Source organism: Suttonella sp. R2A3, assembly GCF_021513215.1.
Classification (GTDB): domain Bacteria; phylum Pseudomonadota; class Gammaproteobacteria; order Cardiobacteriales; family Cardiobacteriaceae; genus JAHUUI01.
Window position 1 is genome coordinate 1,695,001 of record NZ_CP090975.1, and the last position, 14,722, is coordinate 1,709,722.

Below are 14,722 nucleotides of genomic sequence, written 5' to 3' on the forward strand. Positions count from 1 at the left end.
GAAAGCGTAATAGCTCACTAGTCGAGTCGTCCTGCGCGGAAGATTTACCGGGGCTAAATCATATACCGAAGCTGCGGATGCGTGTTTACACGCATGGTAGGGGAGCGTTGTGTAGGCTGATGAAGGTGTGTTGAGAAGCATGCTGGAGGTATCACAAGTGCGAATGCTGACATGAGTAACGATAATGCGGGTGAAAAACCCGCACACCGAAAACCCAAGGTTTCCTGCGCAACGCTAATCGGCGCAGGGTAAGTCGGCCCCTAAGGCGAGGCGGAAACGCGTAGTCGATGGGAAACAGGTTAATATTCCTGTACTGTTAATAACTGCGATGGGGGGACGGAGAAAGCTAGACTATCACACTGTTGGATGTGTGTTTAAGCGTGTAGGCTGAGATCTTAGGCAAATCCGGGATCTTAAGGCTGAGGCGTGATGACGAGTCTCTACGGAGACGAAGTAGTTGATGCTATGCTTCCAGGAAAAGCCTCTAAGCTTCAGGTTATTGACAACCGTACCCCAAACCGACACAGGTGGGTGGGATGAGAATTCTAAGGTGCTTGAGAGAACTCGGGTAAAGGAACTCGGCAAAATGATACCGTAACTTCGGGAGAAGGTATGCCCTTTGATGTGAAGGACTTGCTCCGTAAGCATTGGAGGGTCGCAGAGAATAGGCCGCTGCGACTGTTTATCAAAAACACAGCACTGTGCAAACACGTAAGTGGACGTATACGGTGTGACGCCTGCCCGGTGCCGGAAGGTTAAATGATGGGGTGAGAGCTCTTGATTGAAGCCCCGGTAAACGGCGGCCGTAACTATAACGGTCCTAAGGTAGCGAAATTCCTTGTCGGGTAAGTTCCGACCTGCACGAATGGCGTAACGATGGCGGCGCTGTCTCTACCCGAGACTCAGTGAAGTTGAAATCGCAGTGAAGATGCTGTGTACCCGCGGCAAGACGGAAAGACCCCGTGAACCTTCACTACAGCTTGACACTGAACATTGACCTTACTTGTATAGGATAGGTGGGAGGCTATGAAACCGAGACGCTAGTTTTGGTGGAGCCATCCTTGAAATACCACCCTGGTAATGTTGATGTTCTAACGTAGGTCCTGAAACGGGATTGCAGACAGTGTCTGGTGGGTAGTTTGACTGGGGCGGTCTCCTCCTAAAGAGTAACGGAGGAGTGCGAAGGTGGGCTCGGTGCGGTCGGAAATCGCACCAAGAGTGCAAAGGCAGAAGCCCGCTTAACTGCGAGACATACAAGTCGAGCAGATACGAAAGTAGGTCTTAGTGATCCGGTGGTTCCGAATGGAAGGGCCATCGCTCAACGGATAAAAGGTACTCCGGGGATAACAGGCTGATTCCTCCCAAGAGTCCATATCGACGGAGGAGTTTGGCACCTCGATGTCGGCTCATCACATCCTGGGGCTGTAGCAGGTCCCAAGGGTATGGCTGTTCGCCATTTAAAGTGGTACGCGAGCTGGGTTCAGAACGTCGTGAGACAGTTCGGTCCCTATCTGCCGTGGGCGTTGGAGATTTGAAGGAAGCTGTTCTTAGTACGAGAGGACCGGAATGGACGAACCTCTGGTGTACCGGTTGTGATGCCAATTGCATTGCCGGGTAGCTATGTTCGGAAGGGATAACCGCTGAAAGCATCTAAGCGGGAAGCCCCTCCTAAGATAAGATCTCCCTAACGCTATAAGCGTTCTCAAGGTCCGTTGAAGACGACGACGTTGATAGGTCGCCTGTGGAAGTGTGGTAACACATGAAGCTAAGCGATACTAATTGACCGTGAGGCTTGATCATACAACGCTCAAGTTATCTTAAGACGATTTAGAAGAGATATTGAATGTTTCTTGAGTACTGGATGGGAAAACGGAGCTAAGGCTCTATATCCAGTACTGACAACCGGTTTTCCTGATGGCCATAGAGCTGTGGTCCCACCTGAATCCATGCCGAACTCAGTAGTGAAACGCAGCATCGCCGATGGTAGTGTGGGGTCTCCCCATGTGAGAGTAGGTCACCATCAGGGTTTAACACAAGCCCCTAGTAGCAATACTAGGGGCTTTTTTAATGCCTGAGATAAAGATATTTACTGTGCCTTTTACCGTGGTTTCGTAAGAATTGTTTAATAGGTGATACTTCAATCAGTAGCAATAATGGTTCGCTAAAATACTCTTTTCTTTAGCGAATTAATATTAAGGATTGAGAGCGTTGTTTTCGTGCTTAAAAAGCTAGACAGGGCGGGCTAAAACACGTATGATACGCCCCTTCAATTCGCGGAGGGATGGCAGAGCGGTTGAATGCACCGGTCTTGAAAACCGGCAAGGGTTAACGCCCTTCCAGGGTTCGAATCCCTGTCCCTCCGCCACTTCTATTCGGCTGCTTTTAAGGCAGCTTTTTTATTGCCTGCTGATCTGTGCGATTTTCTTAGATCGAAGATGATGTTCGTCGTTGATAACGATATAATGAGCCTTTGTATGATATTGAGGCGTTAAGTGGACGAACAACGGGTTAAGGAATCGCCGAAATCGCGCGAGGCGGAACAAGCAGTTATTGGCGGCTTGCTGATCGATAATGAAGCTTGGGAACGGGTTGCTGATCGCGTACAAGCGAGCGATTTCTTCTATCAAAACCATCGTGTGATCTTTAAAGCGATGGTGTCTTTAGCCAATAAGGGGCAGCCATTTGATGTGGTGACGATTCCTGAGGCGTTGCGCATCCATGATGAGCTGGAAACCGCTGGTGGCCTTGAATATTTGCGCGAGCTGGGCATAGAGACTCCGAGTGCGATTAATGTGGTCGCTTATGCTGATATCGTGCGTGAGCGCGCGGTACTTCGACAATTAATTGCCACTTCAGGCGAGATTGCCAACAGTGCCTATTTCCCGGAGGGACGGGATGTTAAAACCTTGCTCGACAACGCTGAACAGCGTGTGTTCGCGATTGCCGATCAGTTTGAGAAAAACGATCGTGAGGGCTTCCAACCGATAAAAAATGTGGCCGCGGAAACGGTGACGTATGTTATGGAGCTTGCCAAGCGTGGCGGGAATCCGGTAACCGGGATTCCAACAGGCTTTACTGATTTAGACGAACAAACCGCGGGTTTGCAGCCGGGGGATTTGGTGATTGTTGCCGGACGCCCGTCGATGGGGAAAACCACCTTTGCGATGAATATTGCGGAAAACGTCGCGCTAGAAACCAATAAGCCGGTCGCGATCTTTGCCCTTGAGATGCCGGCACGTTCATTGGTGCTGCGTATGATGGCCTCGTTAGGCAAGATTGAGTCATCGAAGCTGCGGGTGGGTAAAATGGATAGCCAGATGCTGGATAAGATGGCCTCGGTGGCTAGCCAAATCAGTCATGCACCGATTTTTATTGACGACAGCTCAAACTTATCGCCCACAGAACTGCGCGCACGCTGCCGTCGTCTGCAGCGCGATGAAGGGCAGTTGGGACTGGTGGTAATCGATTATCTGCAGTTGATGCAGCTGCCGGATTCTTCAGAGAACCGGGCGACGCAAATTTCCGATATTTCGCGTGCTTTGAAGTTGCTCGCGAAAGAGCTTGATGTGCCGGTGATTGCTCTGTCTCAGCTTAACCGTTCACTCGAATCGCGCCCCAATAAGCGCCCGATTATGTCGGATATTCGTGAATCAGGGGCGATTGAGCAGGATGCGGATGTGATCATGTTTGTTTATCGTGATGAAGTCTATGACGAAAACAGCAAACAACAGGGGATTGCAGAGATTATCATTGGTAAGCAGCGTAACGGGCCAATCGGTACAGTACACCTCGCCTTTATTGGGCAATACACCTGTTTTGATAACTTGTCGCCGGATTATCACCTTTATCAACATGATGATGGGGAATAGCGCGAATGCGGCCTTTGGTTAAAGTTATTGATCTAAGTGCGTTGCGCCATAATCTGGCACATTTACAAACAATCGCTGGCAATGCGCAGGTGATGGCGGTGATTAAAGCTAATGCCTATGGTCACGGTGTTGAGGCGGTGTTGCCAGCATTAAGTGAGGCCAAGCAATTTGGCGTGGCATGCATCGAAGAAGCCCTAGAGCTGCGCGCATTAGGGGTTAAACAGCCGATTACCCTGCTTGAAGGGGTGTTTTCACCTGATGAGCTGGCTGTGTGCGTTCGCGAGGCGTTAACCGTGATCGTTCATAATCAAACCCAACTTGCTTGGTTGGCAGAGCAGCCACAATATCATCTTTCGGCGTGGTTGAAAATTGATAGCGGGATGAGCCGACTAGGGTTCCAAGCGCGTGAAGCAGCTGAAGCGATCGCTGCGGCACAGGCACTCAAACATATTGACTGGCTTGGGCTCGCCACACATTTTGCCTGTGCCGATGAACCCGATAATGATTATAGTGAGCAACAGTGGGCGCAATTTAGTGCGATCGCGTTACCTTCTGGCTGGCAGCGTTGTGCAGCAAATTCCGCTGCTTTATTGCGTCTGCCGCACACCCATGCTGATGTGGTGCGTCCCGGTTTGGCGCTTTATGGTATGTCGCCGATGGCAGGCACTACTGCGGCAGACCATGGTCTGCGAGCGGTGATGACGTTGCGTAGCAAAATTCTCACAATCCGAACGCTACAAGCAGGCGAATATGCCGGTTATGGTTGTGCGTTTCGTGCGAGCAAAACCGGGCGCTTAGCGACGATTGCTTTGGGCTATGGTGATGGATTTCCACGTAAGATCACCAGTGGTGCGGTGTTCGTGCGGATCAATGGGCAGCTTTATCCGCTGGTTGGACGGGTGACGATGGATATGGCGTTGGTCTGGCTGGGCGAAGATCAGGCGGCTGTGGGTGATGAGGTGGTGATTTTTGGTGATGGGCACGCGGTGGAAGCTGTCGCTGAACAAGCAGGCACTATCCCTTATACGATGACGACGATGCTCACTTCACGCCCGCATACTGAGGTGGTCGATGGCTAAAGTTAAATCACGCTTTGTTTGCCAACAGTGCCAGGCGGTCTATCCCAAATGGCAGGGGCAATGCCATGAATGTGGGCAGTGGAACTGTATTGAAGAAGAGGCCGTACCGGTTGCCAGTGGCCCTGGCGCTAAAGGTGGTGGTTATGCTGGTGTGGCGGCAGGCAATGTGCAACGCTTGCATGAGGTGGATCTGGTTAGCGAAGCGGTGCATCCTTGTGGAATTAGCGAACTTGATCGTGTGTTAGGTGGTGGTTTAGTGCGTGGCAGCGTGGTGTTAATTGGTGGCGATCCTGGGATCGGTAAATCCACCTTGTTGCTGCAAATGGTGGCGCAAGTGGCGAAAACCCAGCAATGCTTGTATGTCAGCGGTGAGGAATCACCGAGTCAAATTGGCCTACGCGCGGAACGCTTAGGCCTGCCACGCGAAGAGATTGTGCTCTATAGCGAAACCCAGGTGGAGAAAATTTTGGCCACCGCAGCGGCTGAAAAGCCCGATGTTTTGGTGGTTGACTCGATCCAAACGCTCTACAGCGAAGGCTTAAGCGCCGCGCCAGGTGCGGTGAGTCAGCTGCGTGAGAGTGCGGCGCAGTTGGTGCGTTATGCAAAAACCACCGGTACAACGATTTTTCTCATCGGACATGTGACCAAAGAAGGGGCGATTGCTGGTCCGCGTGTACTCGAGCATATGGTCGATACAGTGCTTTATTTTGAAAGTGAGGCCGGGAGTCGCTTCCGTATGTTGCGTGCGGTGAAAAACCGCTTTGGTCCGGTGAATGAGCTTGGCATGTTTGCGATGCTAGAGCAGGGGTTGAAGCCGGTGAATAATCCTTCGGCGATTTTTCTTGCCCGTCCTGAAGAACAGCAAAACGGCAGTGTGATTGTGCCGGTATGGGAAGGCAGTCGTGCGCTGCTCGTGGAAGTACAGGCATTAGTTGATGAGGCGACGAGCGGCTATGCGCGACGGGTTACGCTGGGTTTAGATAGTGGACGACTGGCGATGTTGCTCGCTGTGCTCAACCGTCACGCTGGCATTGCTACTGGCGATATGAATGTGTTTGCCAATATTGTTGGCGGTTTGAAAATTAGCGAAACGGCGACTGACCTTGCAGTGATTGCCGCGGTGTGTTCGAGTTTGCGTAATCGAGCGATTGCCCCAGATATGGTTGTTTTTGGCGAGGTGGGCTTGGCCGGAGAGCTGCGGCCGGTAGCAAATGGTGAGGCGCGGATCAAGGCAGCGGCCCAACATGGCTTTAAACGGGTGATCTTGCCGCAAGCCAATGCGCCTCGTGCTAAAATGCGCGGTTTAACTATTCAAGCGGCGAGCACTTTAAGCGACGCGCTCGATGCACTATTTTCCTGAATAAGGAGACGAGGAAGATGACAGAAACGATTAATATTGCCGTTTTTCCGGTTGCCGGATTCGGTACGCGCTTTTTGCCGGTCACCAAAGCCAGCCCGAAAGAGATGCTGCCGGTGGTGGACAAGCCGCTGATTCAATATGCAGTTGAAGAGGCGTATGCGGCCGGGATTCGCACAATGGTTTTTGTCACCGGGCGTAATAAATGGTCGATTACCGAGCATTATGATGTCGCTTATGAACTGGAAAACGAACTCGAACAACGCGGTAAGGATGAGTTTCTCAAAATCGTTCGCGAGATTAAGCCTGGCGATATGCAAGTGGTGTATATCCGTCAGGAATTGGCGTTAGGTTTAGGCCACGCGGTGCTCTGTGCACGACCAATTGTGCGCGATCGCCCGTTTGCGGTATTGCTTGCTGATGATTTGTTGTATAACGACGGTAAGCCGGTGATGCAGCAAATGGTTGAAGTGTATAACAAGCACCAGCAGGGCGTGCTCGGGGTGCAGGAAGTCCCACAGGAACACACCAAGCGCTATGGGATCATCACCGAAGGCGCGCGGATTAATGAACAAGTGTGCACGGTTGAGGCGATCGTTGAGAAACCCGATCCGGCGGACGCACCATCGCGTGAGGCAGTGATTGGGCGCTATATTTTACCTGGACAAATTATGGGGATTCTAGCCGATACCAAGCCAGGTGCGGGTGGTGAGATCCAGCTAACCGATGCGATTGAAGCGTTGGTTAAAGAAAAAACGCTGCTTGCCTATCGCTATGAAGGCACGCGTTATGATTGTGGTGATAAACTTGGCTATTTACAGGCGAATGTTGAAATGGGCTTGCGCCATCCTGAGCTGGGAGAAGGCTTTGCTGAGTATTTAGCGCAGCGTTGATTAACCAAGCTGTGAATCGCTTAAATGTAATGATTTAGTCAAGGAATAACTATGTGTGGCATTGTCGGCGCAATACGCGCGAAAAATAACGTCGTTGATTTTCTCACCGCTGGTTTGCAGCGTTTGGAGTATCGCGGCTACGATTCTTCCGGTATTGCAGTACTCAAAGCCGATAATGCGATTGACCGCGTGCGTCGTGTAGGGCGTGTCGCACAGATGGCAGAAGCCGCACGTGAGGCGAACACGCAAGGGCTACTTGGTATTGGTCATACACGCTGGGCAACCCATGGTGGGGTTAATGAGCCAAATGCCCACCCGCATGTTTCGGGTGAATTGATCGCTGTGGTACACAACGGTATCATCGAGAATTTTGAATCCGAGCGCGAGCGCCTAAGCGCTTTGGGTTATACCTTTGAATCGCAAACCGATACCGAAGTGATTGCGCATGCGATCCACGCAGAATACCAAAATAATCATGACTTAATGACGGCTGTGCGCGCAGCTTGCGCGCGTTTTCATGGCGCCTACGCGATTGGGGTGATTGCAGCGGACAAACCAAACGAGCTGGTTGCGGCACGGATGGGCTGTCCTTTGTTGGTGGCCTTAGGCGAAGAGGATACCTTTATCGCTTCTGATGTTTCAGCGGTGATCGCTGAAACGCGGCGAGTGATTTATCTTGAAGACGGGGATGTAGTACGCTTAACCGCCTCTGGAGTTGCTGATTTATGCGATAGTGATGGTCAGCCGGTTAGTCGCGCTGAGCAGCGTTCGGCGCTGTCATTGGCTTCATTAGAGCTTGGCCCATACAGCCATTTTATGCAAAAAGAAATCCATGAGCAGCCAAGAGCGGTGGCTGATACGGCTGAAGCGCTGATTGATGATATGTTCTCACCAGCCATTTTTGGTGAGCAAGCAGAAGCAATTTTGCGCCGTACCAAGGGCATTAAAATACTTGCCTGCGGAACGTCTTATTACGCTGCGATGACCGCAAAATATTGGTTAGAAAGTATTGCTAAACTGCCTTGCGATGTCGAGATTGCCAGTGAATACCGCTACCGTCCGGTGATTGCTGATCCGGATGTGTTGGTGATCACGATCTCTCAATCTGGTGAAACGCTCGATACCATGGAAGCGCTCAAATACGCTAAAGCGCAGGGACACCGTTATAGTCTGTCGATTTGTAATGTGATGGAATCAGCATTACCTCGAGCCAGCGATTTGGTATTTTATACCCGTGCTGGTGCAGAAATTGGCGTTGCATCAACCAAAGCGTTTACCACTCAATTGGTGGCGCTCTTTGGTTTGGCGGTGTGCTTGGGGAAATTACGCGGTTTGGTTGATGAAGAAGCAACCACGAATTATCTTGAAGCACTGCGCCACCTACCAGGCAGTGTGCAACACGCGCTCAATCTGGAACCGCAAATTACGGCGTGGGCGCAGGCATTTGCTAAGCGCGATCATGCCTTATTCTTAGGGCGTGGTATCCATTATCCGATTGCCTTAGAAGGCGCGTTAAAACTCAAAGAAATCACCTATATTCACGCTGAAGCGTATCCTGCTGGTGAGCTCAAGCATGGGCCGCTGGCGCTGGTCGATGAAAATATGCCGGTGGTGGTGATTGCGCCTAATGATGCCTTGCTCGATAAAGTGAAAGCGAATATGCAAGAAGTGGGGGCACGTGGCGGCAAGCTGTATGTGTTTAGCGATGATGATAGCGATATTACCGCCAGCGAAGGAATCAGCGTGATTCGCACACCACGTCATGTGGGGGTGCTCTCACCGATTGTCCACGTGGTGGCCGCTCAGTTGCTTGCCTATCATACCGCGCTGGCGCGTGGCACAGATGTCGATAAACCACGCAACCTCGCGAAAGCCGTCACAGTGGAATGATTCAACATTTGTCCGCATATTTCCGGCGCCATTGTGTGGTGTGTCAGGATATCGCGGACGAACAATGGTTGTGTCGTTCCTGCGCGGCGCAATTGCGTCCTATTGGCTTGCACTGCCCAACGTGCGCGAGTGCTGTGGCCGATCCCACAATCCCTTGTGGACGCTGCTTGGCCCATCCGCCACCATTTGATCAACTTTTTATTGGCTATCGCTACCAAGAGCCGGTGCGCTCAGTGTTGTTGGCGGCGAAATATGGCTTTCAGCGCGCAGCGTTAGCGCAATATGCTGAGTGGGCAAAAGCACTTTCCTGGTCCATTGAAGCGCTTGATTATGTGGTGCCGATGCCGATTGCTAAGCGGCGCTTGGTCCAACGCGGCTTTAACCAAACCCATTATTTAGGCTCAGCGATTGCCAAAGCCCATGGTGTGCCTTTATTAAAACAGGCGCTCATTAAAGCCAGCCGGCCACCACAATCAACGCTTGATAGCGACAGTGCGCGGCGGCGCAATATTGCGGGTGCGTTCCGTGCGAGACAGAAGCTGTCAGGACGTGTGCTCTTAGTTGACGATGTATTGACTTCAGGCGCTACAGCTAGCGCGGCTGCACGAGCGTTACGCGAAGGTGGCGCGGATTGGATTGGTGTGTTGGTGGTGGCAGCGCGATAATTGGCGAGTTATCCCTATACCACGTTCATTCGCTTAAACCGCGCAAATTTGCAGGTCAAACGTAACCGGGGTGTTGATTTGTTTGGCGCGCTGGTCAGGTTCATCTTGCTTCATAAAGCGAATTGAAAAGCGGTGTTTGTCGCCGCTGATTCTTGGGAATACACCCAACTCTTGGGGGATATGGATGCGGATCATTTGGTAGGTGCGGTGATGATCAAGAGTTTGTAAAAACATCGCATCTTCGCTCGATTGGTGAGTTTGCTCGCTGCCTGAGCGCACTAAATGCAAAATTAAATCTACCGATTTTTTAATCGGTAGAAAACGCTCATAACAATCAAGCAAAAAAGCGCTCTTGTCTGCTTCACTTTTGGCCAACCAATGCTGATAAGCCGGTACTTCAAACAAGCAATTGCCGCTTTTTAGAAAGCTGCGTTGGCGCAGGCTGTTAAAAAGTTCGTTTTCGCGTAATGCGCTGATAATATTTAAATTGATTTGGTGGGCAGATTGGATATTACTGGTGATTTCATCCAAAATCGTTTTTTCTGAACAATCACAGGGGTGATAATCTTCGCATTCGCCACATTCGACCACATTTTTATAGCGGTGCAACTCTTTAATCAGCTCTGAGCGAATTTCGTAGCGGTGTAAGAAGTCCAGTACGTCAAATAAGGCATCAAGAAACAATTGAATCTCGTAATAGTCGGTGGCGCGGTGGAATTGCTCCATTTGTCTAAACATCGATTCTAAACGCATACATAAACGAATACGTTCATTTAATGGCTGCTCAAAAATAGATAGTGCGGGCATTAGAGAATTGGGTTGTCTGACATGGATTACTAGCATAACTGCTTATGCGTAACATGTCATTATCGACTATTTGCTGATTGCAAGAACGTACCTAAATTGATATAGTTAGCGCCTTAACTATAAAGGCTTTTGCCAAAGATGATAAACGCATTATTTCGTTTCACCATCCCACTTTTTTCTTGCCGGTCGTGTTCGGTTATCGAACGCTGTCTGGTAATTTTTGTGTCTTTTTATCACGATACGTGCCCGGTTGGCGGATAGCCGATGCGGGCGTTTTACAAGGAAATTTTTATAATGAAAAGAATGTTAATCAATGCCACGCAGCAAGAAGAGCTGCGCGTGGCGCTTGTCGACGGACAACAACTCTACGATCTCGATATCGAAACGCTGTACTCAACCCAGAAAAAAGCCAATATTTACAAAGGGAAAATTACGCGTATCGAGCCATCTTTAGAGGCTGTTTTTGTCGACTACGGCTCACAACGCCATGGTTTTCTACCGTTTAAGGAAATCAGCAAGGAATATCTAACCGGTTCAACGAACGCCAGCGATCATCAGCCTAGCTTCAAAGATATGATTGAAGTGGGCCAGGAAGTGCTGGTGCAGATCGATAAAGAAGAGCGCGGCAGCAAAGGCGCTGCGTTAACCACTTATATTTCACTCGCTGGACGTTTTTTGGTGCTAATGCCAAACAATCCACGCGCCGGTGGTGTCTCACGCCGTATCCAAGGCGATGACCGTAAAGAACTGCGTGATACACTCGATCAACTTGATGTGCCGGACAATGTGGGTGTTATTGTGCGCACCGCTGGTGTCGGGCGTTCACAAGAAGAGCTGCAATGGGATCTCGATTTCCTGTTGCAATTGTGGGACGCGATTTCTGAAGAATACGACAAAGCCACGCCACAACGCCTGATTTACCAAGAAAGCAATATTATCGTGCGCGCTTTGCGAGATTATCTGCGTCCGGATATCGGTCAAATTCTGATTGATGATGAGCGCGTCTATCAGCAGGCCGCTGATTTTATGAATCTGGTCATGCCGAGCAATGTGCACAAGCTTAAGCTTTATCAAGACAGCATTCCTCTATTCACCCGCTATCAAATCGAAGGGCAAATCGAATCGGCGTATCAGCGTAATGTGCAGTTGCCGAGCGGTGGCGAATTGGTGATTGACTACACCGAAGCGTTGGTGTCGATTGATATTAACTCATCGCGCTCAACCAAAGGTGGCGACATCGAGGAAACCGCGTACCAAACCAACCTTGAAGCGGCTGATGAGATTGCCCGACAAATGCGTTTGCGCGATTTGGGCGGCTTGTTGGTGATCGATTTTATCGATATGAACGCCTCACGCAATCGTAAAGATGTGGAGCAGCGTTTGTATGACGCCACACAAATTGACCGTGCACGCGTGCAAATCGGGCGGATTTCGCGCTTTGGTTTGCTCGAACTATCACGTCAGCGCCTGCGTCCGTCAATTGATGAGGCGAGTCATCGCGTGTGCCCACGCTGTAAAGGCCAAGGCAGCATTCGTGGCATTCAGTCGATGGCGCTGTCTTTGTTGCGTCTGATTGAAGAAGAGGCGATGAAAGACCGTACCCAACGTATTACCGGCGAATTGCCGGTGAGCATTGCTACGTATTTGCTTAATGAAAAACGCGCCGCGGTGCGTCAGATCGAGCAGCGTAATAATGTCGAAGTGGTGTTAATGCCGAACGCCAATTTACACACGCCGGACTACCATATCACGCGTTTACGCGATGATGAGGTGGGCGAAGATTTAGCGAATACGCCAAGCTATCGTCTGCCGGTACAAAAAGAAAGCGCCGAAGAAAGTGATGCGCAAAATACGCAGCCAGTGCGTGAGCAGGCCGCTGTGCAAGGGGTGGTACCGAAAGTACCATTGCCTGTGGCGGCGCAAAGCAAACCAGATGCGACGAGCAAAAAAGGCTTATCCGCGCTGTTTTCGAAAGTGGTGGCGTTATTCAAAGACGATGTGGTTTCAGATAAACAAGCGGCAGCGAAAGAACTCGCAGACGAACAATCAAACAACCAAGAACGTCAATCGCGCAACAATAACCGTTCACGCAATGGTGGTCGTTCGCGCAATAATCGTCAGAAAAACCGCGACGATAACCGCCAGGACAACCGTCAAGATAATCGCCAGGATCAAGGCCGTCAGCAAAAATCACAAAACGACGATAAAGGCCAGAAAGACGCGCAGAAAAACGACAAATCGTCGAATAAACAGGCGCAGAATGGCAAAAACCGTGATGACCAACAAAATGGTCGCAATAAACAGCAGCAGCGCAAGCAAGACAATCAACAAGAGCGTCGACAGAATCGCAAAGCTGCTGCCCAAGAAGCGGCCAAAGACGAAGTGAATCCAAGCATTGAAGAGCTCACGAATCCGCCGAGCGAAATCAACGGACGCGAAGTGCGTAAAGGGCGTCCTCGTGATATCCATGCGGTGCGTGGTCAAGGCAAAGCCGATTATCAGGCCGCGCCTGAGGATGGCTTAGGAAACGAGCAAGCTGCTGTAGAGCAGCAGCCAGCAAAGGCACAGAAGCAAGAAAAGCCACGCCCTGAACAGCCACCAGTGAAACAGGATGCGCCAGGAATGGTCGCGATGCTCAATGATGCACCGAAGAAGGACGTAGCAGCAAAGGCCGAGGACAAACCTGCTGAAACCGCACAAGCCGAGAAGCCTAAAGCGCAAGCAGCAAAGGTTGAAAAAACGGAAGCGCCAAAGGTGAATCAAAGCGCGGACACTCAATCAGAAGCTAAACCTGAGGCTAAGTTAGACGCCAAACCTGCGCCAGCGAGTGATAAACAACCCGCTAAAACAGTCACCGCTAAAGCTTCAGAAAACCCATTAACGGCGTTACCTGGCTTGGGACAAAGTATCTGGTTTGATAATATCCATCGCCGCATGCTGGCCGATGGTGAATTAACTGCGATGATCAAAGCAGACGATTTGCGCGGGGTCACTTCTAACCCGGCGATTTTCCAAAAAGCGATGAGCGATGGGGATGCCTACGATGCCGGCTTAAAAGCCTGGTTGGCGGCTAATGAAGCGGATCCGCGTGAGGCGTTCTTTGCGCTCGCGATTGAGGATATTCAGCAAGCCTGTGATCAGATGAAACCGGTGTATGAGAAAACCGATGGTACCGATGGTATGGTTTCCTTGGAAGTTTCCCCAGATATCGCACACGATGCGGATAAGACCGTGGCCGAAGCGTTAGCGCTGCATAAGCGCGTGGCGCGTGAGAATGTGATGATTAAAGTGCCGGGGACTGAAGCAGGTTTGCAAGCAATTAGTGCACTCACCGCTGCTGGGCTGAACATCAACGTCACCTTGTTATTCTCGGTAGCGCGTTATCAGGCAGTGCTTGAGGCCTACATTGACGGCTTGAAGCAGCGTGTGGCTGATGGGAAGTCGATTGATATGGTGCGTTCGGTAGCAAGCTTCTTCGTTAGCCGTGTCGATAGCAAAGTCGATGATGCGTTAGGCGAGGAACACGCTGGCTTGCGTGGTCGCGCCGCGATCGCTAATGCACAATTGGCTTATGCGTATTATCTTGAGCGCATCAGCCATGATGATTGGTTGGTGCTTGCGCAGAAAGGCGCAGCAGTGCAGCGTTTGTTGTGGGCCTCTACCGGTACGAAAAACCCGAACTATTCGGATGTACGCTATGTCGACCAATTAATTGGCGCGGATACGGTCAATACCGTTCCACCTGCCACTTACGCGGCATTTAAAGATCATGGTAAAGCAGCGAACACGCTATTGCGCGATATCGACAAAGCGCCTGAAGTCATGCAAGCGGTAGCCGATGCTGGGGTTGATGTGGCGTTAATTACCGCTGATTTAGAACGCGAAGGTGTGGCGCAATTTGAAGCAGCATTTGCTGATTTGCTCGCCTCTTTGCAGAAAAAAATCGATTCATTGCAGCCGGTAGAAGAAACGGCAAATAACGATGAATAAGCAACTCCTTGCCACCTTGCGCTGCCCAATCACTGGGCAGTCGCTGGTGCAACGCGATGCTGAGCCAGACTTCCTTTATACCGCTGATGGGGCGTATCGCTACCCGTTAGAAAACGGAATCGCACTGTTGCTCGCTGAATATGGCGAAGCGCTGTCGTCTCAGGAAAGTTAG

Annotated in this window: 9 protein-coding genes, 1 tRNA gene and 2 rRNA genes (1 of these 12 cut by a window edge); 11 read left to right on the forward strand and 1 reads right to left on the reverse strand. The window is 50.7% G+C overall.

The window, feature by feature from the left end; all coding sequences use genetic code 11:
• The 9 genes from L0B52_RS08165 to L0B52_RS08205 all read left to right on the forward strand — a co-directional run.
• Positions 1–1,800 (forward strand): 23S ribosomal RNA (locus L0B52_RS08165); it begins 1,072 nt to the left of the window's first position.
• A gap of 110 nt (positions 1,801–1,910) precedes the next feature.
• Positions 1,911–2,026: ribosomal RNA gene (rrf, locus tag L0B52_RS08170) — 5S ribosomal RNA — on the forward strand.
• 249 nt (positions 2,027–2,275) lie between these two features.
• Positions 2,276–2,365: transfer RNA gene (locus L0B52_RS08175), tRNA-Ser, on the forward strand.
• 127 nt (positions 2,366–2,492) lie between these two features.
• Complete coding sequence (dnaB, locus tag L0B52_RS08180; protein ID WP_235064233.1) at positions 2,493–3,869, forward strand: replicative DNA helicase; 1,377 nt, start codon at positions 2,493–2,495, stop codon at positions 3,867–3,869.
• A 5-nt stretch (positions 3,870–3,874) separates the two neighbouring features.
• The gene (gene alr, locus L0B52_RS08185) at positions 3,875–4,948 is read left to right on the forward strand and encodes an alanine racemase (RefSeq protein ID WP_235064234.1); all 1,074 of its coding nucleotides are present in this window, start codon (positions 3,875–3,877) and stop codon (positions 4,946–4,948) included.
• Positions 4,941–6,308: a DNA repair protein RadA gene (gene radA, locus L0B52_RS08190; RefSeq protein ID WP_235064235.1), complete on the forward strand. Its 1,368-nt coding sequence runs from the start codon at positions 4,941–4,943 to the stop codon at positions 6,306–6,308. Before alr ends, radA begins: the two co-directional genes overlap by 8 nt.
• A gap of 17 nt (positions 6,309–6,325) precedes the next feature.
• Positions 6,326–7,198, forward strand: coding sequence for a UTP--glucose-1-phosphate uridylyltransferase GalU (galU, locus tag L0B52_RS08195; protein ID WP_235064236.1), 873 nt, complete (start codon positions 6,326–6,328; stop codon positions 7,196–7,198).
• Between the two features lie 51 nt (positions 7,199–7,249).
• On the forward strand, positions 7,250–9,088 hold the full coding sequence (glmS, locus tag L0B52_RS08200; RefSeq protein ID WP_235064237.1) for a glutamine--fructose-6-phosphate transaminase (isomerizing): 1,839 nt from the start codon (positions 7,250–7,252) through the stop codon (positions 9,086–9,088).
• Positions 9,085–9,753 carry a ComF family protein gene (locus L0B52_RS08205; protein WP_235064238.1) on the forward strand — a complete coding sequence of 223 codons (669 nt, stop codon included), beginning with the start codon at positions 9,085–9,087 and terminating at the stop codon, positions 9,751–9,753. Before glmS ends, L0B52_RS08205 begins: the two co-directional genes overlap by 4 nt.
• A 33-nt stretch (positions 9,754–9,786) precedes the next feature.
• On the opposite strand, the gene L0B52_RS08210 is transcribed toward L0B52_RS08205, so the two are convergent.
• Entirely contained in the window at positions 9,787–10,560 is a 774-nt protein-coding gene (locus tag L0B52_RS08210; RefSeq protein ID WP_235064239.1) for a cell division protein ZapD, read from the reverse strand.
• A 294-nt stretch (positions 10,561–10,854) separates the two neighbouring features.
• On the opposite strand from L0B52_RS08210, the gene tal reads away from it, so the two are divergent.
• The gene (gene tal, locus L0B52_RS08215; protein WP_235064240.1) at positions 10,855–14,550 is read left to right on the forward strand and encodes a transaldolase; all 3,696 of its coding nucleotides are present in this window, start codon (positions 10,855–10,857) and stop codon (positions 14,548–14,550) included.
• Positions 14,543–14,722: a Trm112 family protein gene (locus L0B52_RS08220; protein ID WP_235064241.1), complete on the forward strand. Its 180-nt coding sequence runs from the start codon at positions 14,543–14,545 to the stop codon at positions 14,720–14,722. The genes tal and L0B52_RS08220 overlap by 8 nt, the downstream gene beginning before the upstream one ends.

Coding starts and splice junctions, on each gene's coding strand:
- alr (WP_235064234.1), top strand. CDS start 3,875: ATGCGGCCTTTGGTTAAAGTTATTGATCTAAGTGCGTTGCGCCATAAT.
- radA (WP_235064235.1), top strand. CDS start 4,941: ATGGCTAAAGTTAAATCACGCTTTGTTTGCCAACAGTGCCAGGCGGTC.
- galU (WP_235064236.1), top strand. CDS start 6,326: ATGACAGAAACGATTAATATTGCCGTTTTTCCGGTTGCCGGATTCGGT.
- glmS (WP_235064237.1), top strand. CDS start 7,250: ATGTGTGGCATTGTCGGCGCAATACGCGCGAAAAATAACGTCGTTGAT.
- L0B52_RS08205 (WP_235064238.1), top strand. CDS start 9,085: ATGATTCAACATTTGTCCGCATATTTCCGGCGCCATTGTGTGGTGTGT.
- L0B52_RS08210 (WP_235064239.1), bottom strand. CDS start 10,560: ATGCCCGCACTATCTATTTTTGAGCAGCCATTAAATGAACGTATTCGT.
- tal (WP_235064240.1), top strand. CDS start 10,855: ATGAAAAGAATGTTAATCAATGCCACGCAGCAAGAAGAGCTGCGCGTG.
- L0B52_RS08220 (WP_235064241.1), top strand. CDS start 14,543: ATGAATAAGCAACTCCTTGCCACCTTGCGCTGCCCAATCACTGGGCAG.